Below are 22423 nucleotides of genomic sequence, written 5' to 3'. Positions count from 1 at the left end.
AGCGCGACGGGTCGATCAACGCGGCTCGCCGGGCTCCGGTTCGACCACCTCGGCGTCCACATAGGGCGCCTCGGTCGCCACCGGCTCTTTCACCACCGGCTCGGCGGCCGGCGCCTCGAGATCATCGTCGAGATCGAGATCGCGTTGTGCCGCCGCGTCCCGGCGCGCAGCCGCGGCGGCCTCCCGCATCTCGATCCCGTCGGTGATCCACTCACCGATCTCCTTGGTGACCTCCGCGACCGTGCCCGCGATGATGCTCGCGATATTGCCGACATGCTTCGCACCCGAGGACGTCAATTCTTGAATGAGGTCCTTGTTGCTTTCGAATTTCCCAATCATTCACACGCCCACTTCGCTTGCCTTTCGCTGACGCATCACGATAACACCGGGAGAAGGCTCGCTCTTGACCAAGCCGGGCGGCAGTGCGAGCTTGAAAATTTTCAGCCACACCGAACCGATCTGCTTGCCGAGCGGGCCGGTGTTGTACGGCAATCCGTACTTTTCACACAGTGCCCGGACCTCCGGCGCCATCTCCGGATAGCGCGCGGCGGGCAGGTCCGGGAACAGGTGGTGTTCGATCTGGTGTGACAGGTTGCCGGACATGATGTGGAACAGTTTGCTGCCGGTGATGTTGGCCGAGCCGAGCATCTGCCGCACGTACCATTCGCCGCGGGTCTCGTCGGCGGTCTCTTCCTCGGTGAACGTCTGTACGCCGGTGGGGAAATGGCCGCAGAAGATGATCGAGAAGGCCCACAGGTTGCGCACCAGGTTGGCGGTCACGTTGCCCGCGAGCGTGCTGAAGAACAGCGGGCCGCTCAGCGCCGGGAAGATCACGTAGTCCTTGAGCACCTGCTTACCGGCCTTGCGCCACTGACCCTTCACCAATTTCTTGATGTCGGACCACTTCCGCTTGCCCGCGACGATGTTCTCGACCTCGAGGTCGTGCCCCATCACGCCCCACTCGAACAACACCATCAGCGCGAAGGCGTACAGCGGCTGACCCAGGCGCAGCACGTTCCACGACTGCGCCTCGTCCATCCGCAGGATGCTGTAGCCGATGTCGCGGTCCTTGTTATGGATGTTGGTGTAGGTGTGGTGCAGGTAGTTGTGCGAATGCTTCCACTGGTCCGCCGGGCAGACGGTATCCCATTCGAAGACACGGGAATTCACGCCGGGCTCGCGCATCCAGTCGTACTGGCCGTGCATGACGTTGTGGCCGATCTCCATGTTGTCCAGGATCTTCGACACACTCAGCGCAGCGACGGCGGCCAGCCAGAACGGCGGCAGGAAACCGAGATACATGAGGCCGCGGCCCGCGATCTCGAAACCACGCTGCGCCTTGATGATCGAGTACAGGTATTCGCGGTCGCGCTCGCCCAGGTCGGCCACCACCTTGGCGCGCAGTTCGTCCAGCGCCCGGCCGAGCTCTTCGACCTGATCGGGGCTCAGGACCAGGGGGCCGTCTTTGGTTTCGGTGAGGATGGTCATCGATTACTCCTCTTGTTCGGTCAGATGTCGATCTCGACGTCGCCCACGGGGGCGTTGATGCAGAGCTGGATGGGCTGATCCGGGTCGCTGTCGGTCTCGCCGGTGCGCAGGTTGCGGGTGCAACCGGAACGGCGAACAGCCGTGCAGGAGAAGCAGATTCCCATCCGGCAGCCGTACTCGGGGGTGAGCCCCGCCGCTTCGGCCTGTTCCAGCAGGGGGGCGCCGTTGTTGTCCGCGGTGACGCCGGCGGCGGCGAAACTCACTGTGCCGTAGGCATCTTCGGTATCCACAGGCGCGAGGGAAACCGTGAATTCCTCGCTGTGCAGCCGCTGGTCGAGCTGCTCGGCCTGGTAGATCTTGCGCACCGCATCCATCAGCGACTGTGGGCCGCAGACAAAGGTTTCCGCGTCGGCGAACCACGGCGCCACCCGCTCCAGTTCGTCGTAGTCGAAATACCCACTGGCAGCCGCGGTGGCCACGTCGACCCACGGGGCCTTGCGGTTCACATTACTCGTGTCGGACCGCCACGGATGCCGCAGTTCGATGCGAAAGTTCTTGTGCCGCTGCGCGATCGCGTCGAGTTCGGCGCGATGCGGCACCACCTCGGGCGACTTCGCGTAGTGCAGGAACACGACCTCGCCCGGATAGTCCTCGGCAGCCAGGGTGCGCAGCATCGACAGCACGGGCGTGATACCGCTGCCGCCGCTGATCAGCAGCACCCGGTCGGGTCGCTGATCCGGCAGCCGGAACGTCCCCGCGGCGGGCTCGAGGTCGACCACCAGTCCGGGCCGGGCGTTGCGGTGCAGATACTGCGACACCAAACCCTCGGGATGAGCCTTGACGGTGAGCTGCACCTGCTTGCCCCGGCCACCCGCCGGGCCGACCGGCGAATAGCACCGGGTATGCCGGACACCGTTGATCACGACACCGATCTGCACGTATTGGCCCGCGGCGTGACCCTGCCACTGGCGGGTCGGACGCAGGGTGAGCGTCACCGAGCCGGGCACCGACCGGTCGACGTGGACGATCTCGGCGCGCATCTCCCGCGCGGTCAGCGTGGGACGCACCAGTTCCAGATACCGGTCCAGCGGATGCGGTGTGGTCAGGGTCTGCACCAGATTGATGAGATCCACCATTCGTTCTCCGTACCTCTGCGTCGGGGTCCTACTGCCGGGCTGTGTGGCGCGGGTCCCGCGACGTTGCGTTCCAATTTCAGTGCACGTCTGTACACTCAACTAGTGTGACCGATGGCAGGGGTCGGGTGTCAACCGGCAAAACATGTGACCCGAACAACATCTTTGGATGAGTGGAATGGTGAACGGATGTATGCTCACCGTGATGAGCGAGCAGTCAGCAACCCGAGGCGAGCGCAAGGAGCGCACGCGACAGGCCCTCATGGACGGCACCTTGGCGTTGGCCGCCGACCGCGGCTTCGCCGCGCTCAGCCTGCGTGAGATCGCCCGTTCCGCGGGCATCGTGCCAACCGCCTTCTACCGGCACTTCGCCTCGCTCGACGATCTGGGCGCGACCTTGGTCGACGACGGCATCACCGCTCTGCGGCTCGCGCTGCGTGAGGTGCGGCGCAATCCGGAGGCCAGCCTCGCCGACACCGTGCGCTTCGTGTTCGCACAGGTCGACCCGAAGCGGGAACTGTTCGGCTTCCTCACCAGGGAGCGCCACGGCGGATCGGCGGCACTGCGCAAATCCATCGCGCTGGAAATCCAGTTGATCGTGCGGGAACTCGTCGCGGACCTCTCCCGCATCCGCGCGCTGGACTCCTGGTCCCCCGCGGACCTGGAGATCGCGGCCGACCTGCTGGTCGCCACGGTCTCCGACGGCATCGCCGCCTACATCTCGGCACCGGCGCGCGAACAAGAACTGCTCGTCGACCGCACCGTGCAACAGATGCGCCTGATCGCCCTCGGCATGGGCGCCTGGTGGCCGCCGAAGGAACGCTGAGCCGGGCGCGCACGCCCGGCAGGCGGAAATCAGCCGGCGAACACCATGCGGTGACCGCGGGCGGTGTCCATGTACTCGCGCACGCGGTGGATCAGGCCGTCACGAAGTTCGAAGACGAAACAGTAGTCGTTCTCGTAGGCGTTCCCGTTCGCGAGGGTGGCGGTCATGGTCTCCTCCACCGTCACCCGATCACCGTCGGCGTAGAAACCGCGGAAAACGATCGAGACGTCCTTCGCGAAGAGCTTCGGAAAGCCGTTGGCGATGAAGTCGGCGATGAAGTCGCGGCCGACCATGTGGCTCGGGCCGTTCAGGAAGACGGCGGTCGCGTTGTTCGCCTGAGCGAGCCATTCCGCGTCCTCGGTGAAAAACGCGGCGATCTGATCGAAGTCGTGGGTGGCGAACGCCTTCCACGCGCGTTGCACGAGGGCCTTGCTGGTCTCTGACATGCGGTCGACGTTACGAGGGCCGAGGCGAAATGCTGGCGGAAATCAGACGAGGTCACCACCGCACCGGGCCCACGGGTCCGCCCTGAGTCGGATGCGGTGGGGCCACTCGGTTTCTAAGCTCGTGTGCGGCGGTGCCGCGCACCGTTCGTTTCGCGGCCGAAAGTGCACGGAGGACGCATGACCCAGGCAGATCGTGGCCCGCAGTTCTTTCCCACCTGGTTCGGCCGCTGGCAGAGCCGGTACATGAACCCGGTCGCCCGTCGCCTATCGCGCTACCTGCCGACGTTCGCGGTGATCGAACACCGGGGACGCAAATCGGGCAAACACTACGAGACGCCGGTCAACACATTCGGTTTCGACGGCGGGCTGGGCATCGTGCTCGGGCACGGCACCACCGACTGGGCGCGCAACGTACTCGCCGCCGACGGGGCCGAGTTGCGCCGCGGCGGCCGGGCGATCCGGCTCGTCAACCCGCGCATCGTCGACAGCGGTACCGTCGCGCGGTTGCCGCTGGTGCCGCGCATGGAGACCGGGCTCGTCCACGCGATCACGGGCAAGCGGCTGCAGCTGTTCGTCGCCGATATCGCGCCGAGCTGACGAAATCGGTGACGGCTCAGCGCTGGTGGACCTCGAGAGCGCTGCGGACACCGCTTTCCAGCGCGCCCTCGATCCACGCGGTGTTGAGGCTGGTGTGGTCACCGGCGAAATGCACCCGGCCTTCGATCGATCGGGTAGCGAAATGATGCTCGTGCAACTGGCCGGGCGCCGGGATGGCTGCTTCGCCGAGCGCGTAGCGGGCCCGCGCCCAGCTCTGGGTGATGCCGACACCGGTGAATTCGGCATCGACCCGCGCGCCGAACAGTTCGCGCAGGCCGGCCAGGGCGAAGTGGATGCGCTCCCCCTCGGTGAGCGCGTCCCAGCGCATCGCGTCCTCGGCGAAGGTGTAGGAGGCCAGCACCACCCCGCCGTCGGAATCCAGCACGTGCGACGGGAAATACGTGCACCGGTTCGGCGAATCGCTGACGCAGCGCCCGCCGCGGAAGCCGCCCGGCCCCTGCTCCCAGAAGCGACTTTTGAACTCCAGCAACACTTTTGTCGCCGAGTCGTGCTGTAGTTCGATGATCGCCCGGCGCTTGGCATAGCTCAACGGCGGATCGAACGTGCAGAAGCGCGCCGCGCTGAACGGGATCGCCACGATCGCGTAGTCCGCCTCGAACGACTCGACCGGATCGATCGGCCGGCCGTCGGAGGTCTCGTCGCCGGTTTCCGCGGTGGTCCGGATCCGCACGCCGTGCTCGGTCTGCTCCAGCCCGGCCATGCGCTTGCCCAGCAGGAGCGCCGGTCCCAGCTGCCGGGCCAGTGCGTCGGTGAGCGTCGACATGCCGCCCGCCAATTCCCAATAGGTGGCGCCTGCGGGGATCAAGTTGTGGTCGACCAGCGGGAACACGACGCTATACCCCAGCCGCGCGGTCAGGTTCTCCAAGGTGCCGACCGCATCGATCCGCGCTTTGGGCCAGCCCCGCTCGCGCAGATAGTCACGCAGGGAATGGTTTTCGTAGGTTTGCAGCAGGCCGGTCCAGCTCTCGACCTGCCGCTCGATCGAACCGCTCTGCCGCACAGAGTCTTTGCGCAGTTCGGCATCGAGAGCGGCGCTGCTGGCCGTGGACAGCGCACAGCCGAAACCCGCGTGCACCGCACCGGGATTCGCGGCGTAGTCGCCGCGCGAAACGATGCTTCCGTTCACCTTGATCAGCCCGCGGCTCGCAGAAGCCGTTGGCACGTAACGTATTACGGGTCCGTTGGACCACTCCTCACCGGTGAAGGAGCGATAGACGACCGGCGGCGTGACAGGTGCACGGGTGTGCGGATGTACATCGGCGCTGTAGAACGGCCTGCGCGGCAGACCGAACTTGTCGGCCAGCGCCAGCGCCAACGGCTGTGCGCCGGACAGCCGCATCGCGCCGCCCTCGGCGTAGAGGGCAGGATCGGTGAAGACACCGCGGAACGTCTTGACCCGGCCGCCGACCCGATTTCCGTTGGCCTCCAACACCGTCACCTGATGTCCGGCCGCGGCGAGCAGATTCGCGGCACTCAACCCGGCCGGGCCCGCGCCGACGACGATGACGCGCTTGCGCCGATCCGCGGCGGGAAGACCGGTATCGATCAGGGTCTTCAAGTAGGTCAACGTGAGATCGGTACCGTCCGCGCCGACCCCGAGCAACTGTCTGGCCAGCCATTCGCTGCGCGAACTGTCGCCGACGCCGGCGGCGGGCGCGCACGCCGTCGCCGCCAGCGCACCCGCGGCCAGCGCGGTACCCAGCAGACCGCGTCGGGACACCCCGCCGTTCGACATCCCCGATCCTCCCCGGTGCGAGGGCAGAGCCCAGTTCAGCGCAACGGCCGCAGACGGTACCGGAATCGTGCCCTCCCCCACGCGAACTCGGCACATGCGCCGCTACGACGGGCGATTCGCAGAGTATAATCCGGTGGGTGGCGCGGAAGCGGACGGCGGCGAATTGACCCCGAAGCTTTCCCTCGAGCGCGCCGTCGTGGCCGCGAACTACGCCGCCGATATCGAGGCCCTCTACCGCTGAACGCTCTCGGCCGGGGTGGCCAGTGCGGCCTGCATGGCCACACCGTCGACGTAGGTGTGCTTCTCGCGCACCGCACCGTCCTCGACGAAGACCACGTCGGCGATGTCCACATCGACGGCCGCACCGGTGACCGAGGTGCCCGACAACTTCCACTGGACCGCCCAGAAATCGTCGCCGACTCGCAGATTGACCAGATGGAAGGTCAGGTCCGGGACCAAGGCGAAGGTCTCCGCGGCGGCCGCGCGGATCTCGACCCGGCCGTGTGCGGGCTTGCCCCCGGAATGCAGATGGAAAACCGAGTCGGGCGTGTGCAATTCGACGATGCGGTCGGGATCGCGATCAGCCCAGCAGGCGTGGTAGCGCTCGAACAGATCCTTGGTGCCAACGGACATGATCTGAATCCTTCTAAGATACAAACAGGATGACTGTATGTTCCACGAAGGTGGCGGCCGCGGTCAAGGGGTGCGGCGGCGTGGATAGACTGCTACGTCGCCATGAACGCTGATCGACGAACCCAGGCCGAACGCTCGGCCGCCACCCGCGCCGCGGTGATCCGTGCCGCGCGAGATCTGTTCGGCCGGTTCGGATATGGCGCGGTGAGCACCGTCGCGGTGGCCGAGGCCGCTGGTGTCAGTCGCGGCGCGCTCTATCACCAGTTCAGCGAGAAGCGCGAGCTCTTCGAGGCGGTGTTCGAGGATCTCGAGCGCAGCCTGGTCGAGGTGATCGGCACGGCGGTGGCCGAGGCGCGGTCCGACGATCCGATCGCCGGCCTGATCGTCGGCTGCCTGGCCTGGCTGGACGCGTCGACCGCGCCCGAAGTGCGGCGCATCGCACTGCTGGACGGCCCCGCGGTGCTGGGTTGGCACCTCTGGCGCGAGATCGAGTTGCGGCACACGATCGGCCGGGTGGAAAACGCCTTGGCGGGCGCCATCGCGGCGGGTCGCATCCGACGCCAACCCGTGCGCCCGCTGGCGTTGATCATCGTCGGCGCCCTGGACGAGGCGGCCCAAATCCTCGCGCACTCAGCGGAATCCACCGATGACACCGCTGCGGTGCGCGCGGTGATCGAACAGTTGATCACCGGCCTCACGATCGACGCCTAGGCCGAAACCGTTTGCCTCACCGGCCGTCGCGCACCGCGTGCAGCAGCCGCAGCTGCCCGATCTCGGCAGCGTTCTTCATCAGTTCGGCGTTCACCCAGGCGAGGGTGTGCGCGACGGACTTCCTGTCCTCGTCGGGCCACGGAAACGCCGCCGGGGCAAGGAGATCCGCGTCGGAGATCCGATCCAACGTGCGCAACCACTCCGTCCGCAGGCCGCGCAGCCATGCGACGACGGCGTGGTCACCCGGCCACTCGATCTCGTGCCGCTCCCGGGGCGCCCGGCCGGCCAGGTGATCCATGGTCACACTCCACCACCAGCCGATATGCCAGCTGAGCCAGGCGATGGTCGGTACCGGGATCGGATCGGGCTCGATATCCGCCCAGTCCGGCACCCAGCTCCCGTCGGCGCCGGCCCGCAGCGTCCAGCACAGTTCCGCGGGCTCCCAGCGAACCTCAGCCTCGGTCAACCGCTCGAGGTGGACTTCGAACAGCGCCCAGACCAGGTCGAATTGCCAGCGCAGCACGGTAGACGACGACACATCCATGGGCCGAATCATGCCTACCCCACCTGACCAGGGCAATTGATTTGCCGAACTTAGATAGTGATCGATCACTATTTATGTTACCGTCAAGCGAAACCGCCAGGAGGCATGCGATGTTCGACATGATCGTGCGAGACGGACTCTGGTTCGACGGGACGGGCGCGCCGCCGCAACGTCGCGACCTCGGCATCCGGAACGGGGTCGTGGCGGCGATCTCCGCGCAGCGACTGACCGGCGGGCCCGACACCGAGGTGATCGAGGCCGAAGGCAAATGGGTCGCACCGGGTTTCGTCGATGTGCACACCCACTACGACGCCGAACTCCTTGCGTGCCCGTCCCTTTCGGAATCGGTACGGCACGGTGTCACGACGGTGTTCATCGGCAACTGCTCGCTGTCGACCGTCCTGGCCTCGAACGCGGACTGCGCGGACTTCTTCAGCAGGGTCGAGGCGGTGCCGCGCGCGGCCGTGCACGGCGTGCTGGAAACGCACCGCGACTGGCGAACTCCCGCCGAATACGCCGCAGCACTGGAGCGACTTCGACTGGGCCCCAATGTTGCCGCTTTCCTGGGCCATTCGGATCTGCGGACCCATGTGCTCGGCCTCGATCGGGCTGTCACCCGGGACACCCGGCCCAGCGCGGCGGAACTCACGCGCATGCAAACGCTGCTGGAGCAGGCCATCGACGCGGGCTTCCTCGGCTTGTCCTCGATGACCAACACCCTGGACAAGATCGACGGCGAGATCTACCGTTCCCGTTCGCTGCCCTCGACTTACGCCGGGAGCCGGGAGTTCCGGGCGCTCAACACCGTACTGCGCCGCCGCGGCCGCATCCTGCAGAGCGCGCCGACCATCAACTTCACGCCGAATATCTGGAAGTTCTTCGCGGCCAGCTCGGGGTTGTTCGGGCGCAAGGCCTTGCGGACCTCCCTGTTGTCGGCGGCCGACTCGAAGGCGTATCCGCCGATCGTGTTCTTCATGATGTACGCCGCGCCTCTGCTGAATCGATTCGCGCGCACCGACTTCCGGTGGCAGCACCTGCCGGTGCCGTTCACCGTCTACGCCGACGGCATCGACCTGGTGGTGTTCGAGGAATTCGGCGCCGGTGCCGCGGCCCTGCACCTCAAGGACGAGGTCGAACGCAATGAACTGTTGCAGGACAAGGAATATCGTCGCTGGTTCCGCAAGGACTACGACAACAAGTTCAGTCCCCGGATCTGGCACCGGGACTTCTTCGACGCCACCATTGTGGCCTGCCCGGACGAGAGCGTGATCGGCAAGACCATCGGGCAGGTCGGCAAGGATCGCGGGGTGCACCCGGTCGACGCCTACCTCGACCTGGTCGTCGAATACGGCACCCGGTTGCGGTGGCGTACCACCGTGGCCAACCACCGGCGCAAGTACCTGGACAAGCTCGCCACCAACCCCGGTGTGCAGATGGGTTTCGGCGACGCGGGCGCGCACCTGCGCAACATGGCGTTCTACAACTACCACCTGCGGCTGCTCGAACGGGTACAGGCCGCGCAGGCCCGCCGCAAGCCCCTCATGCGGATCGAGCAGGCCATCCACCGGCTGACCGGCGAGCTCGCCGACTGGTACGGCCTCGACGCAGGCCACCTGCGCGTCGGGGATCGCGCCGATCTCGTCGTGCTCGACCCCGCCGGGCTGGACCAGTCCGTGCACGGCCTGCACGAGCGCCCCATGCCCGAGTTCGGTCTCGCCCGCATGGTCAATCGCAACGACGGCGCGGTGACCGCCACCGTCGTCAACGGCGTAACCGTCTATCGCGAGGGACAATTCGCGGCCGGCTTCGGCAGCGACTGGGGCACCGGCCAGTTCTTGCGCGTCGGCCGGCCGGCACGCGCACACGTCGAGATCCGGCATTCGGTCGGCTCCTGATCGGCCGCGGCGCGCCGTGCGCTTACGATCGCGCCTATGAGCCGCACTCAGCGCGAACGGCGCGAGTCCACCATCGCCAAGCTGCTCGACGCGAGTATCGCGACGATCAGCGAGAAGGGCTATGCGCGCGCCTCGGTCAAGACCATCGCATCCCGGGCCGAGCTCTCCTACGGTGCGCTGTTCCGGCACTTCGAGACCATGGCGGATTTCATGGTCGCCACCGCCGAAGAGGCGTTCCGGCGCCAGCTAGACGCGTTCGAAACACGGTTCGCCGCCATTCCGGCCGCGGAACGCGGTGTGGAGACGGTACTGCGGCTGCAGTACGAGCTGGCGGGCAACTCCGTCAACGCCGCGATCTACGAGTTGCAGCTGGCGGCGCGCACCGACGAAAAGTTGCGGGAGGGACTGCAACCGGCGCTGTTCGCCTACGGCGTGCGCATTCTGCAACTCGCCCTCGAGACCACGGACCCGGACCCAGCCATCGATCCGGCGGACTTCGCCACGGTGGTGTTCATGATCAGCGATATGTTCGACGCCGAGCACCTGTTCCGGCACGTCCGGCCCTACCCGGAGCTCACCGAACGCCGAATCCAGTTGCTCACCACCATGATCGATGCGCTACGACCGACCAGCTGACCGACCGCGCGTCGGGCGCCCGTTACCGCGTCAGCGCAGCCGGAACCGCAGGAAGGATCCCAGACCGTGGCGCCGCCACGCACGCAGCATCGGAAGCGTTGGCAGCCAAAAGGTTTCGGGACGCGGAAAGCCGCGTTGCGACAGGCCGACGAGCCCGAACCGGCGCAGCTTGCGGGCGAGCGGCAGCAGCGGGAACACCGGCTGGTAGTCGTAGTCCAGCCTGCCCTTGCCGAGCAATTCGGTGATGAGCCGGCCCATCTGCTCGGGGGCACGGGTGACACCCTTGATCTCGGGATGCGCCCGGCGCCACTGCTCGGCGGCCGCCTCGGACGCGAAAAAGCTGTTGTAGTCACACCATCCGACCACCCGGTGCGGCATCTCACGCAGCGGATACCCCAGATGCACCCGCAGTGTGCGGGGTGCGTAGTCCAGTAGCACCCCGTCGCGTCCGACCAGGCGCACCGGCTGCCCCGTCTGCCTGCACACCGACTCGACGACCACCTCCGCACCGGGGAACTGCCCCGAGATCGCGCAGGCCTCGACGGCGCATTCGGCGAACCAGCGCTGTACGCCGTCGACGGTGATCCGATAGTGGTTCTCGAACGTCGCGAACGGACGCGCGTAGACGATCTCCCCCACCGCGGGTTGCGGCCGCGCCAGCGGCTCGTCCTGGAACACCGGACTCTCCGCGTGTTCCTGGTCCTGCCGCGCCACGCAGATGGCGCCTTCCAGGTCGCGCAGGTCCGTGGCGAGGTCCGCCTCCGACAGCGCGAACTCGGCCCTGAGCTCTGCGATCGTCGGTGCCGTTCCCTCCCGCCGGACCTGCGTCATGATCCGCTGCCGGATATCGCGGGCGCGGTCGGTGAGCTCTGCCATCCCTGCCTCCGAAAACGCCGTGCTGTTATGTGATCAACGAACACATTGCGATCACTGGTCACATTATGATGGGCCGACGGATTCGAAAAGTCAACGAGCACGAGTTTCGTGAGGGTGCCGAGCCCTCAGGATGCCCCGGAGAACCAGCTGCGCAACCGTCCCCTACGCCGCCGCGCCGCGCGGACGGGATCGAACCAGCCGGGCAACGGTTCGCGAGCCGCGAGCCACACCGGTGGCACCCCCGCGATCGACTGGGCGCGGCTACCGACGCCGGTGAAGGCGGCGACGATGCCTCCCGCGATCGCACCGGTGGTGTCGATATCGCCGTCCGCCGCAAGGCAAGCGGCGATCGCACTCGGGTAGTCGGCCAAATGCGTTGCCGCGACCCACAGGGTGAACGGGACCGTGTTCTGCGCGGTGACCTGCGAACCGTTGCCGAGTTCGGCCGCGGCCTCCTGCACCGAGGCGCCCAGCAGGGTGCGTGCACGGCGGATCAGCGCACCGGTTTCGCCGTGGTCCAGTCGATCGAATACTGCGGTGATGAATTCGCTCGGCGCAGGCCGAGTCCCGGTCAGGCGCGCCTGCGCGGCTTGCCCGGCGGCCAGTGCCACCGCGACCGCGCCGGTGACGCCTTCCGGATGCAGATGCGTCACCTCGGCGGATCGGATCGCTTCGGCGACAATCCTTTCCGGGTCGCCGGCGTAGTAGGCGCCCAGCGGGGCGACGCGCATCGCCGCGCCGTTGCCACACGAACCCTGATGGTCGTACGCGGCGCCGGCGGCGGTCCGCCACGGCACGCCCTCACCGATCTTGCGCAACGTGGCGATCGCGAGGAAGCCGTAGTCGCGGGCCGGATCGAGGCGCCGGGCGAACGCGGCGGCCAGCCGATCCTGGTCGATCCGTTCGTGCCGGGCGAGTTCGTCGACCACCGTGCAGGCCATTTCGGTGTCGTCGGACCACCGCCACGGCCCGCCGGGGAGTTCGCCGGCGCGCACGTCGCGAATCGAGCGGCGCATGATGGGGAATTCCCACCCCAGCGCGTCCCCTACCGCAAGCCCGTCCAGCGAATCGAGCATCAGATCCCTGTGCATCGCCGCCGATGGTAGGCGCTCAACGGTCGGCGGGGGCCGGGGTGGGCTCCCATTCGAAGCCGTCGGGGTCGGCGAAGGCGCCAAGACCACTCGCGAGGACGATGCGATGCGAGCCGGAACCCTCGGGGGCCACACCGGCATCCTTGGCCGCCGCCTTGCGCCCGTACAGCGCCAGCTTGATCGCCGCCGACGGCGCCTCGAACTCGACGTACTTGCTACCGAAACTCTTGCCGACCGCCAGACCGCGATCGGCGTAGAACTGCTTGGTCGCCTTCACGTTGTCCACACCGAACAGCACGACGAAGTCGTCGATCTCCCGGGTGGCCGGGCCGGTGTCCTTCTTCGCCGAGGTCGCGATTTTCCAGATCGCACCGTCCGGGGCCTGCACGACCGCGCCGTAACCCCAGAAGCTCTTCTTCGCGGGCTTGACGATCGTCGCGCCCGCCTGCACGGCGCTGCCGACGAGGCTGTCGACAGTACTGGGCTGCGAGACGACCAGCGAGAGGATGAAACCGCGGAATCCGCTGGTCGGCGCGTCCGAGGCGCGCACCCGCAGCTTGTCGCCGAGCCCGAACGCGGCCGCGTAGAACTCCGCTGCCGCGGCGGGGTCGGCCACCTCGAGGGTGACGGCGTCGATGGTGATCTGGTCAGTGGTGGTGTTCATGTCGATAACGCTAGGTGCGGGCCGGTGACCAGCGCTTCTCGATTCCTGATCGGTTCGCGCGGCCGCCGGCCACCGGCCCGCCGCCGGGCGATCAGTCGGCCCACAGTCGGGTGTCGTGACTGTTCACTAGCGCGCGGATACGCGCGATCGCGTCGTCCGCGGACTGCGCGGGCAGCCTTCGTCCGTCCCGGAGCCGTACCGCGACCGCGTCGTGCGCGATCTCGTTCGGCCCGAGAATGAATTGATATGGTGCCGAACGGCTTTCCCGGACCCGTGCCGCCAGGCTGCCCGATTCGGCGCCGAAGACCTCGGCACGCAGACCGGCCCGCGCACACCGATCGCGCAGCTCGACGGCAGCGGCTGCGTCGGCGGCCGAGATCGGCAGCACGGCAACCTGTTTCGGGGCCAACCAAGCGGGGAACGCGCCGCCGTGCTCTTCGATCAGCTGCGCGACAGCGCGCTCGACGCTGCCGATGATGCTGCGGTGCACCATGACCGGTCGGTGCTTCGCCCCGTCGGGCCCGACGTAGTGCAGGTCGAACTGATCGGGCTGATAGAAGTCGACCTGCACGGTCGACAGGGTCGACTCCCGGCCCGCGTGGTCGTGCACCTGGACGTCGATCTTCGGCCCGTAGAATGCGGCTTCGCCCTCGACTGCGTCGTACGGCACACCCACCCGATCGAGCACCGCGCTCAGAATCTTGCTCGCCCGCAGCCACATATCCGGTGCCGCAACGTATTTGCCGCCGGGGCCGGGTAGCGACAACCGGTACCGCACCGCGCTGAGACCCATCGCGCGATACGCGGCCCCGATCAGCGCGAGAGCGTCCGCGGCCTCGTCGGCGACTTGCTCGAGGGTGCAGAAGATATGCGCGTCGTTGAGCTGGATACACCGCACTCTGGTCAAACCGCCCAGAACGCCGGACAATTCGGAGCGGTACATGGCACCGAGTTCAGCCATGCGCAGCGGCAGTTCGCGATAGCTGTGCGAGCGGGATCGGTAGATCAACGCGTGATGCGGACACAGGCTGGGTCGTAACACGACCTGCTCACCGCCGACATCCATCGGCGGGTACATGTCTTCGTGGTAATGCGCCCAGTGCCCGGATATTTCGTACAGCTCGCGCTTGCCCAGGGCCGGGGAATACACGTGCTGGTAGCCCGCCTGGCGTTCCACGCCGCGGATGTAATCCTCCAGACACTGGCGCACGATCGCCCCGTCGGGCAACCAGTACGGCAGCCCGGCCCCGAGCAACGGGTCGGTGTCGAACAAGCCGAGTTCCCGGCCCAGTTTGCGATGGTCGTACATGGGGTCTCCTCCGAATGCGGGCGGATGACCACACGACAAAAGCCCCGGGCATCCGCCCGGGGCTTTGTCAGAACAAGAGTCAGCGCGCCGGGACGTCGTCCGGCGTCGTGATGCACAGTGCGCGCTGCATGCGCGAGACGGTACACCCGCTACGCATCGGGAACAATGGAATTCCTGGGGGCTGCTCTCTTGCCGCCCGTTCGGATCGGGGCTTGCATCCGGTACTCGGGTACAGGCTTAGCATCGAATTACGCGGCGCTGATCGGCGCTTTCGGTGTGGGAGGTAGGCAATGACCGGACAACCAGTCGAGCGAGGCGATTTGCCCGTGAAGTTGCACTGGGCTCCGGTGCAGGGATGCACGCTGCCCACCGCCGCGCAGCCGGTACGCGAGGCCGAGTTCGCCGCACTGTTCGCCGCGGCGGTGCGGACCGTGCACCGGCCTTCGCCGAACCTGCTGCGGTTGGCGGTGGCCGCTGGTGCGGAGCAGAGGGCGCGGGACCTCGCCGCGCGCGAATCCGGGTGCTGCTCGTTCTTCACCTTCGAGTTCACGCCCCGCGATCCGGAGACGGTGTGGATGGACATCGAGGTCCCCGCCGCGCGGGTCGCCGTGCTCGACGGTCTCGCCGCCCAGGCGATCGAAGCGAGCGGTTCGTGAACGGGCTGCGTTCGGGCGAACTCGCCGCGGCCGCAGGGGTGAATGTGCAGACCCTGCGCTATTACGAGCGGCGCGGGCTGCTCGGTCGACCCGATCGTTCGCTGGGCGGGCACCGGCGCTACCCCGAGCGGACGCTGACCATCTTGCGAATCATCAAAGCCGCGCAACGACTCGGGTTCAGCCTCGACGAGGTCGCCCAGTTGCTCCGCAGTGAACCCCGGCGTGTCCGTGAGGGCGGCCTGCCGGTGCGCACCGCCGGCAAACTCGCGGAGGTCGACGCGAAGCTCACCGAGCTCACCGAGGTACGCGACACGCTGCGCGCGATGCTCGCCGCAGGGTGCGACGACCTGTTCGTCTGCAGTGAGAGCCCTTCCTGCCTATTGCCTTTCACAGCCGACACCACGCGGTGACCGGCAGGCGAGGTCACGACGCCGGCCCGGACGGCGCAGGTTGATCTCCTACGCTGCGTGCCTATGACCGTCTTGCGTTCGATCCTGCTCTTCGCGCTGGCCGCCGTGGCCGAGATCGGCGGAGCCTGGCTGGTCTGGCAAGGTGTGCGCGAACATCGCGGCTTGGCGTGGATGGGCGCCGGAGTGCTCGCCCTCGGCTGCTACGGATTCGTCGCGACCCTGCAACCCGACGCCAACTTCGGCCGCATTCTCGCCGCGTACGGCGGCGTCTTCGTCGCGGGCTCGCTGCTGTGGGGGATGGCGCTGGACGGATTCGAGCCGGACCGCTGGGATCTCACCGGCGCCCTTATCTGCCTGCTCGGCGTCGCCGTCATCATGTACGCGCCCCGCGGCGCCTGACCCGCCGCGAACGGCTGGACCGAGCCTAGCCCAACTCGACTTCGTCGAATCCCACGGTGAGCCGGTGCCGCCGCTCCCGCAGCACGCCGCCTTCCCGGTGCGCGAGCCCCTCACCGAAGTCGATGCGCAACGTCGACCTCCGCACGTCCACCTCCCGGACGACCGCGCAGACACCGCTGAACGGTCCCTCCGGGAAATAGACGACGTCACCTGGCGCGTAATCGGAGAACCCCACGCCCGCACAGTCATCCGGAGCAGCGCTCATTCGGCGGCGTCGAAGAGCACGATCGGGCCCGCGCTGATCCAGTGCTGGACCGGCTTCGTGACGCAGTTCTCGTCCAGATGGTTCAGATCCGGCATCGACTGGACGAACGAAACATAGTGGTACGGGCCGAGATAGCCCTCCATGAAGTTCTCGGCACCGACGCTCACGTAGGTGGCAGGTCCGTCGAGTTGCAGCGTCCCGCCGTCCATCGTGGGCAGCCGCACCGTGACGTGCCCTTCGCCGCCGTCGGTGAGGCAGGTGCCGGTACTGCCCAGGCCGGGCCGGGTGCCGGTGGTGACGTCGGCATCGAACACACCCGCCCCGAACGGATCCAGCTCGCGACCGGCGAGCCGTCCTGCGCAGACGATCGAAAGGCCCCGGTTGCGGACCTGCTGCTGCGACGGCGTCAAGCTGAGGCCCGGCGGCAGCGCCCGCTCGGCCCCCGCGACGAAACAACTCGCGGTGCTCACCGGCGCAGCGGACGCAAGTGGTTGCGGCACAAATGCGGCGCCGGTGAGCGATAACAGTGCGATGGCGAACGTCGCCGCACGACGCATGACTTCCCCTCCCGTATGCGATAACCCCCCGATCGTAAACACGCTTGCGTTGTCCCCGTGGGCATTCGACGGTCAGAGATGAAACACGTTCCAGCTACTCGGTTACCGGTTGGGCGGCGGGCAGGGCTTACCGTTGAGATCGGACGGCGGCGGCAACGGCTTGCCGTCGGGGCCGACCGGCGGCGGCAACGGCTTACCGTCCGAACCCAGCGGTGGGGGCACACACCCCTCGGGCGGCGTGGCGCCCTGTACCGAACCGAATCCGCCGAGCCCGACGGGGTTTGCCGTCGCCGAGCCTGCGGCGAGCAGCCCCGACCCCATGATCGCGGCGAAAACCAAGACACTGGCCGTACGCAGCCTCATATCAATTCCTGTCTCGAATGCTGTTGTCCTGTCATGGCTTTAGACGCGCGGCGGCACGTCCGGTTCCACGGCCGAACAAATATGAGCTACGTCACATTCGAGACCCGGCGTCGATTCAGAGGCGAGCCGCCAGCCGCGTGCCCTGATCGATGGCCCGCTTGGCGTCCAATTCCGCGGCGAGTTCGGCGCCACCGATGAGGTGCAGGTTCACGCCCGCGGCGCGCAGCTCGTCCTCCAGGTCGCGCACGGATTCCTGGCCCGCGCAGACGATGACGTTGTCGACCGGGATCAGCTGGGGGCGTTGCCGTTTCTCGCCGAAGCTGATGTGCAGGCCGTGGTCGTCGATGCGCTCGTAGTTGACCCCGCCGATGTGGTCGACGCCCTTGGCTTTCAGCGCCGCGCGATGCACCCACCCGGTGGTCTTGCCCAGGTCCTTGCCGAACGGTGTCGACTTGCGTTGCAGGAGCACCACTTCGCGCGCGGCCGGCGCCGGCTTGGGTTTGGTGAGCTGCCCGGGGGCCTGCTCGTTGTCGGCATCGACGCCCCACTCTTCCTTCCACTCGTCGAGCTTGAGCGTGGGATGGCCTTCGACGGTGAGGAATTCGCTGACGTCGTAACCGATGCCGCCGGCGCCGATCACCGCGACGCGCTTGCCGACCGGCCGCTCCTCCCGCACCAGTTCGGCATAGGACAGCACCATCGGATGGTCGATACCCGGGATGTTCGGGATGCGCGGCTTGACGCCGGTGGCGAGCACCACCTCGTCGTAGCGGCCCGCGATGAGTTCGGCCGCGCTCACGCGCTTGTTCAAATGCACTGTCACGCCGGTGACTTCGATCTTGCGCCGGTAGTAGCGGATCGACTCGTCGAACTCTTCCTTGCCGGGGATGCGGCGAGCGATGTCGAACTGGCCGCCGATCTTGTCGTCGGCTTCGAACAGGTCGACGCGATGACCGCGCTCGGCGAGGTTGACCGCGGCCGACAACCCGGCGGGTCCGGCGCCGACCACCGCGATCCGCTTGGTGCGGCGGGTGGGGAGCAACTGGAGCTCGGTCTCGTGACCCGCGCGCGGGTTCAACAGGCAGGACACGGTCTTGCGCTGGAACGCGTGGTCGAGGCAGGCCTGGTTGCAGGCGATGCAGGTGTTGATCTCGTCGATCCGGTCCTGCTTGGCCTTGTTCACCCACTCCGGGTCGGTGAGGAACGGGCGGGCCAGCGAAACCAGTTGCGCGTCACCGCGAGTGAGGATCTCCTCGGCGATCTCGGGCATGTTGATCCGGTTCGACGCGCAAACCGGAATGTCCACCTGCTTGGTGATCTTCGCGGTGAACTCGACGAAGGCCGCCCGTGGCACCGAGGTCACGATGGTCGGCACCCGCGCCTCGTGCCAGCCGATATCGGTGTTGAGGATATTCGCGCCCGCCGCCGCCAATTCCTTGGCCAGCGCGACGATCTCGTCGAAGGTCTGCCCCTTCTCGACCAGCTCGGCCATCGAGAGCCGGAACACGATGATGAACTTCGGGCCGACCGCGGCGCGGGTGCGACGCACGATCTCCACCGCGATCCGGCGGCGATTCTCGGCCGAACCGCCCCACTCGTCGGTGCGCTTGTTGGTGCGCGGCGCGAGGAACTGGTTGATGAAATAGCCTTCACCGCCCATGATTTCGCAGCCGTCGTAGCCCGCGAACTGGGCCAGCCGGGCGCAGCGCACATAGTCGTCGATGGTGCTCTCGATCCCCTTGGCCGACAGCTTGCGCGGACGGAACGGGTTGATCGGCGCTTTGATCGAGGACGCGGAAACGCTGCCCGGCACATAGGAGTAGCGGCCCGCGTGCAGGATCTGGATGGCGATCTTGCCACCCTCCTTGTGCACCGCCTTGGTGATCACCCGATGCCGATAGGCCTCGGTCTTGTTGGTCAGTTTGGAGCCGAAGGGCAGCAGCCACCCGGTGCGGTTGGGCGCGTAACCGCCGGTGATGATCAGGCCGACACCGCCGCGGGCGCGTTCGGCGAAATAGGCGGCCAGCTTGTTGGTATCCCAGGCACGGTCCTCCAGGCCGGTGTGCATCGACCCCATCACCACGCGATTGCGCAAGGTGGTGAAACCGAGGTCCAAGGGCTCGAAAAGGTGCGGGAAGGAACTCATCGGCGCGTCTCGCTTTCGGTCAATCCGGGTGCGGGGCTGTCGCACTCGGGCGCAGGGCTTGCAGAACTTCGTCGCACCATTCGATGAACCCCGCCTCCACGCGGATGCCCGCGCGCAAGACGAGGAACTGGTGCAGAGCCGTCCCGGAGAGCTGATCCGGGACCGGAAAGTCGCGTTTTTCGATGAGGCGGTACACCTCTAGGCGCTGAGCATGCTGGTCACGATGGCGGGCGACCTCGGCGCACAGCGCGGTGATGTCACCGTAGGCGGCGGCGCGGATCTTGATCGCGAGCTCGTTGCGCGGGGTGCCCGCGTCGGAGGGTTCGGCGATCCAGCGGGCCAGCTCGGTGCGACCGGCCGCACTCACCGAGTACACCTTCTTGTCCGGCCTGCCCTCCTGGACCACCGACTCGCTGTTCAGCCAGCCGGACTCTTCCATGCGCTTGAGCACCCGGTAGATCTGCTGATGGGTGGCGCTCCAGAAGTAGCCGATGGACTTCTCGAAGCGGCGTGCCAGCTCGTACCCCGAGCCGGCCCGCTCGGTCAGCGATACCAGCAGCGCATGCTCGAGGGCCATGGCGTCAGATTAGCCGTAACACCCAGTACTATGCAACTGAGTGCATAAGGTTCGGCTATCGTGCCGGTAACTCGCCGGAACGAGACCTGCGCCCCGTGCGTAGCACCCAGGTATCGAATCGGCGTGCAGGGCGCTTTGTCGGCCACCGGCGCAGGCCCGCGGCGGATAGGCTGCGCGGCATGACCGAGGTGAACGCGCGAGCGACTGTCGGACAGGCCGCCGGGCGCGCACAGGTGGTGGCGTGGGGATTCTGGGACTGGGGATCGTCCGCCTTCAACGCCGTGATCCTCACCTTCGTCTTCTCGGTGTACCTGACCGACAAGGTCGGTGACGATCTACCCGGCCCCTTTTCGTCGAGCACCTGGCTCGGCTTGACCCTCGGTGCCGCGGGCCTGTTGGTGGCGCTGACCGCGCCGATCTTCGGGCAACGATTCGACGCGTCGGCGAAACGCAAACGCTCCCTTGCCTTCTTGACCGGGCTCTGCATCGCGTCGATGACACTGCTGTTCTTCGTGCACGACGACTACCACTATCTGGGGTACGGCCTGCTGCTGCTCGGACTCGGCTCCGCCTTCTTCGAGCTGGCCAGCGTGCCCTACAACGCGATGCTGCGCCAGGTGTCCACCCCGGACAACGTCGGGCGGGTCTCCGGATTCGGCTGGGCCATGGGCTATTTCGGCGGCATCTTCCTGCTGCTGATCTGCTACTTCGGCTTCATCTCCGGTGACGGCGACAATCGCGGGTTGCTCGGCATCCCCACCGACGACGGACTCAACATCCGGTTGGTCGCCGTCGTCGCGGCGGTCTGGTTCGCGGCGTTCGCGCTGCCGGTGCTGTTCAGCGTCCCCGAATTACCGCGCACCGACGCCGATCCCGGCGCCGCGAACGCGGGGTTCTTCGCGTCGTACAGGGTGCTGTTCCGCGATCTGGGCGAGCTGTGGCGCGTCGATCAGCGCATCGTCTGGTTCCTGTTGGCCAGCGCGGTCTTTCGCGACGGACTGGCGGGTGTCTTCACCTTCGGCGCGGTGCTCGCGGTCCGGGTGTACGACATCGCCGAGGCCGATGTGCTGCTGTTCGGTATCGCGGCCAATGTGGTTGCGGCACTGGGCGCGATCGTCGCGGGACGGCTCGACGATCGGGGCGGGCCGAAGCGCGTCATCGTGGTCTCGCTGGTGTCGATGATCGTGTGCGGCCTCGCGCTGCTGGTGGTGTCGGGCCCGCTGATGTTCTGGATCTTCGGGCTGCTGCTCACCGTGTTCGTCGGCCCGGCGCAGTCCGCGTCCCGTTCCTTTCTCGCCCGCCTGGCCCCGCCTGGACGGGAAGGTCAGATCTTCGGCCTCTACACCACCACCGGGCGCGCGGTGTCGTTCCTCGCACCGCTCTCGTTCGCCCTGTTCACCATCCTGTTCGATACCGATCGGGCGGGCATCGTCGGGCTCGTCCTCGTGCTCGCGCTCGGGCTCGGCGCGCTGCTGCCGGTCCGCTCGCCCGCGCCGACGGACGTGCAGACAGGTCCCACGGACAAACCGGTCCGCTAGCCGGGGTCTGGGCGGACCGCCCGCCTCGCCGTCCCGAAACATCGCTTAGGCTCCTGGCGTGAGCTTGCCCTCCCCCACCTCCGAGAACCGCGCCGTGGTCACCGGCGCCTCCTCCGGCATCGGCACCGCGCTGGCCGCCGACCTCGCCGCCCGCGGCTATTCGCTGATCCTGGTCGCCCGGCGTGGTGAGGTGCTCACCGAGCTCGCCCAGCGGCTGACGCTGGCGCACGGCATCACCGCGGAGGTGCGTGCGGTCGATCTGTCCGACCGCACCCAGCGCGGCGCACTGGTCGAAGAGCTCGGCGCCCGCGACATCGCGATCCTGTGCAACAACGCCGGGATCGCCACCTTCGGCGCGGTCGCCGAGCTCGATCTCGCCTACGAGCGGGCGCAGATGGAACTGAATGCCGTTGCGGTGCACGACCTCACGCTCGCGGTGCTGCCCGGCATGATCGCGCGCGGCGCCGGCGGCATCCTGATCAGCGGCTCGGCCGCGGGGAACATGCCGATCCCGAACAACGCGACCTACGCCGCGAGCAAGGCCTTCGCCAACACCTTCTGCGAGTCGTTGCGCGGCGAGCTGAAGGATTCCGGCGTGCACGTCACCCTGCTCGCGCCCGGCCCGGTGCGCACCGAGACGCCCGATCCCGCCGAGGCGTCGATCGTGGACCGGCTGGTGCCCGATTTCATGTGGGTCTCCTCGGAGTACACCGCGAAGGTGTCCATCGACGCGCTGGCCCGCAACAAGATGCGCGTCGTGCCTGGCTTGATCAGCAAGGGAATGAGCGTCGCGGGGCAGTATGGGCCGCGCGCCGTCACCGCCCCCATCGCCGGCGCCTTCTACCGGAAGCTGGGCGGCTGAGACCGCGGTCACGGGCCTGGTCAAGGTTCCGTCAAGATCGGGGCC

Annotated in this window: 26 protein-coding genes; 10 read left to right on the top strand and 16 right to left on the bottom strand. The window is 67.3% G+C overall.

Translation table 11 applies throughout. The annotated features are described in order from the left end of the window. Positions 1-15: 15 nt before the first annotated feature. The 3 genes from TY25_RS37680 to TY25_RS37670 are packed head-to-tail and all read right to left on the bottom strand — an operon-like array spanning position 16 to position 2624. Entirely contained in the window at positions 16-339 is a 324-nt protein-coding gene (locus TY25_RS37680; RefSeq protein ID WP_042264585.1) for a hypothetical protein, read from the bottom strand. Further along, positions 340-1488 (bottom strand): fatty acid desaturase family protein, encoded by a 1149-nt coding sequence (locus TY25_RS37675; RefSeq protein ID WP_042264583.1) that lies wholly within the window; start codon positions 1486-1488, stop codon positions 340-342. It lies immediately after the preceding gene. Positions 1489-1508: 20 nt separating this feature from the next. Next, positions 1509-2624, bottom strand: coding sequence for a ferredoxin reductase (locus TY25_RS37670; RefSeq protein ID WP_042264580.1), 1116 nt, complete (start codon positions 2622-2624; stop codon positions 1509-1511). Positions 2625-2826: 202 nt separating this feature from the next. Between TY25_RS37670 and TY25_RS37665 the strand changes: the two genes are divergently transcribed. Further along, positions 2827-3447 carry a TetR family transcriptional regulator gene (locus TY25_RS37665; protein ID WP_041563527.1) on the top strand — a complete coding sequence of 207 codons (621 nt, stop codon included), beginning with the start codon at positions 2827-2829 and terminating at the stop codon, positions 3445-3447. Between the two features lie 29 nt (positions 3448-3476). Here the strand turns inward: TY25_RS37665 and TY25_RS37660 are convergent, their stop codons facing one another. Continuing rightward, positions 3477-3893, bottom strand: a complete 417-nt coding sequence (locus tag TY25_RS37660) for a nuclear transport factor 2 family protein (protein ID WP_042264579.1) — start codon at positions 3891-3893, stop codon at positions 3477-3479. Between the two features lie 177 nt (positions 3894-4070). On the opposite strand from TY25_RS37660, the gene TY25_RS37655 reads away from it, so the two are divergent. Next, entirely contained in the window at positions 4071-4490 is a 420-nt protein-coding gene (locus TY25_RS37655; protein ID WP_042264577.1) for a nitroreductase family deazaflavin-dependent oxidoreductase, read from the top strand. Between the two features lie 16 nt (positions 4491-4506). On the opposite strand, the gene TY25_RS37650 is transcribed toward TY25_RS37655, so the two are convergent. After that, positions 4507-6246 (bottom strand): flavin monoamine oxidase family protein, encoded by a 1740-nt coding sequence (locus TY25_RS37650; RefSeq protein WP_042264576.1) that lies wholly within the window; start codon positions 6244-6246, stop codon positions 4507-4509. Between the two features lie 231 nt (positions 6247-6477). Next, entirely contained in the window at positions 6478-6879 is a 402-nt protein-coding gene (locus tag TY25_RS37645; RefSeq protein WP_172595762.1) for a nuclear transport factor 2 family protein, read from the bottom strand. Positions 6880-6981: 102 nt separating this feature from the next. Here TY25_RS37645 and TY25_RS37640 point away from each other — a divergent pair, with 102 nt between their 5' ends. Then, complete coding sequence (locus tag TY25_RS37640) at positions 6982-7590, top strand: TetR/AcrR family transcriptional regulator (RefSeq protein WP_042264573.1); 609 nt, start codon at positions 6982-6984, stop codon at positions 7588-7590. A gap of 16 nt (positions 7591-7606) precedes the next feature. On the opposite strand, the gene TY25_RS37635 is transcribed toward TY25_RS37640, so the two are convergent. Beyond that, positions 7607-8134 (bottom strand): DinB family protein, encoded by a 528-nt coding sequence (locus tag TY25_RS37635; RefSeq protein WP_042264572.1) that lies wholly within the window; start codon positions 8132-8134, stop codon positions 7607-7609. Between the two features lie 110 nt (positions 8135-8244). Here TY25_RS37635 and TY25_RS37630 point away from each other — a divergent pair, with 110 nt between their 5' ends. Together TY25_RS37630 and TY25_RS37625 are read left to right on the top strand one after the other, a co-directional pair. Further along, entirely contained in the window at positions 8245-10029 is a 1785-nt protein-coding gene (locus TY25_RS37630; RefSeq protein ID WP_088606987.1) for an N-acyl-D-amino-acid deacylase family protein, read from the top strand. 36 nt (positions 10030-10065) lie between these two features. Then, on the top strand, positions 10066-10665 hold the full coding sequence (locus TY25_RS37625; RefSeq protein ID WP_042264567.1) for a TetR family transcriptional regulator: 600 nt from the start codon (positions 10066-10068) through the stop codon (positions 10663-10665). A 30-nt stretch (positions 10666-10695) separates the two neighbouring features. Here the strand turns inward: TY25_RS37625 and TY25_RS37620 are convergent, their stop codons facing one another. The 4 genes from TY25_RS37620 to thrS all read right to left on the bottom strand — a co-directional run bounded on the left by TY25_RS37620 (position 10696) and on the right by thrS (position 14605). Next, a complete protein-coding gene (locus tag TY25_RS37620; protein WP_042264566.1) occupies positions 10696-11541 on the bottom strand; it encodes an alkylmercury lyase family protein in 846 nt (281 codons plus the stop codon). A 125-nt stretch (positions 11542-11666) separates the two neighbouring features. Next, positions 11667-12632 carry an ADP-ribosylglycohydrolase family protein gene (locus TY25_RS37615; protein ID WP_169744372.1) on the bottom strand — a complete coding sequence of 322 codons (966 nt, stop codon included), beginning with the start codon at positions 12630-12632 and terminating at the stop codon, positions 11667-11669. Positions 12633-12651: 19 nt separating this feature from the next. Further along, the gene (locus TY25_RS37610) at positions 12652-13296 is read right to left on the bottom strand and encodes a VOC family protein (protein ID WP_042264564.1); all 645 of its coding nucleotides are present in this window, start codon (positions 13294-13296) and stop codon (positions 12652-12654) included. A gap of 91 nt (positions 13297-13387) precedes the next feature. Next, the gene (gene thrS / locus TY25_RS37605; protein WP_042264561.1) at positions 13388-14605 is read right to left on the bottom strand and encodes a threonine--tRNA ligase; all 1218 of its coding nucleotides are present in this window, start codon (positions 14603-14605) and stop codon (positions 13388-13390) included. A gap of 326 nt (positions 14606-14931) precedes the next feature. On the opposite strand from thrS, the gene TY25_RS43095 reads away from it, so the two are divergent. From TY25_RS43095 to TY25_RS37590, 3 genes are all read left to right on the top strand, one after another. After that, positions 14932-15261, top strand: a complete 330-nt coding sequence (locus tag TY25_RS43095) for a hypothetical protein (protein WP_226887038.1) — start codon at positions 14932-14934, stop codon at positions 15259-15261. After that, positions 15258-15671: a MerR family transcriptional regulator gene (locus TY25_RS43090; protein WP_042264559.1), complete on the top strand. Its 414-nt coding sequence runs from the start codon at positions 15258-15260 to the stop codon at positions 15669-15671. Before TY25_RS43095 ends, TY25_RS43090 begins: the two co-directional genes overlap by 4 nt. A gap of 63 nt (positions 15672-15734) precedes the next feature. Further along, positions 15735-16070, top strand: a complete 336-nt coding sequence (locus TY25_RS37590) for a YnfA family protein (RefSeq protein WP_042264557.1) — start codon at positions 15735-15737, stop codon at positions 16068-16070. Between the two features lie 25 nt (positions 16071-16095). On the opposite strand, the gene TY25_RS37585 is transcribed toward TY25_RS37590, so the two are convergent. From TY25_RS37585 to TY25_RS37565, 5 genes are all read right to left on the bottom strand, one after another. Then, positions 16096-16305 (bottom strand): hypothetical protein, encoded by a 210-nt coding sequence (locus tag TY25_RS37585; RefSeq protein ID WP_042264555.1) that lies wholly within the window; start codon positions 16303-16305, stop codon positions 16096-16098. A 26-nt stretch (positions 16306-16331) separates the two neighbouring features. Beyond that, positions 16332-16805 (bottom strand): hypothetical protein, encoded by a 474-nt coding sequence (locus tag TY25_RS37580; RefSeq protein ID WP_146154066.1) that lies wholly within the window; start codon positions 16803-16805, stop codon positions 16332-16334. Positions 16806-16994: 189 nt separating this feature from the next. Continuing rightward, positions 16995-17255 (bottom strand): hypothetical protein, encoded by a 261-nt coding sequence (locus tag TY25_RS37575; protein ID WP_042264551.1) that lies wholly within the window; start codon positions 17253-17255, stop codon positions 16995-16997. A gap of 115 nt (positions 17256-17370) precedes the next feature. Then, positions 17371-19401 (bottom strand): NADPH-dependent 2,4-dienoyl-CoA reductase, encoded by a 2031-nt coding sequence (locus TY25_RS37570; protein WP_042264549.1) that lies wholly within the window; start codon positions 19399-19401, stop codon positions 17371-17373. Positions 19402-19420: 19 nt separating this feature from the next. Continuing rightward, a complete protein-coding gene (locus TY25_RS37565) occupies positions 19421-19978 on the bottom strand; it encodes a PadR family transcriptional regulator (protein WP_042264547.1) in 558 nt (185 codons plus the stop codon). Positions 19979-20148: 170 nt separating this feature from the next. On the opposite strand from TY25_RS37565, the gene TY25_RS37560 reads away from it, so the two are divergent. Together TY25_RS37560 and cmrA are read left to right on the top strand one after the other, a co-directional pair. Beyond that, on the top strand, positions 20149-21516 hold the full coding sequence (locus TY25_RS37560) for an MFS transporter (RefSeq protein ID WP_369405393.1): 1368 nt from the start codon (positions 20149-20151) through the stop codon (positions 21514-21516). 58 nt (positions 21517-21574) lie between these two features. Further along, on the top strand, positions 21575-22378 hold the full coding sequence (gene cmrA / locus TY25_RS37555; protein ID WP_014982429.1) for a mycolate reductase: 804 nt from the start codon (positions 21575-21577) through the stop codon (positions 22376-22378). Positions 22379-22423 lie beyond the last annotated feature (45 nt).

This window comes from Nocardia brasiliensis NBRC 14402 (genome assembly GCF_000308475.2).
GTDB lineage: Bacteria > Actinomycetota > Actinomycetes > Mycobacteriales > Mycobacteriaceae > Nocardia > Nocardia brasiliensis.
This window is presented reverse-complemented; position numbering and strand designations above follow the sequence as displayed.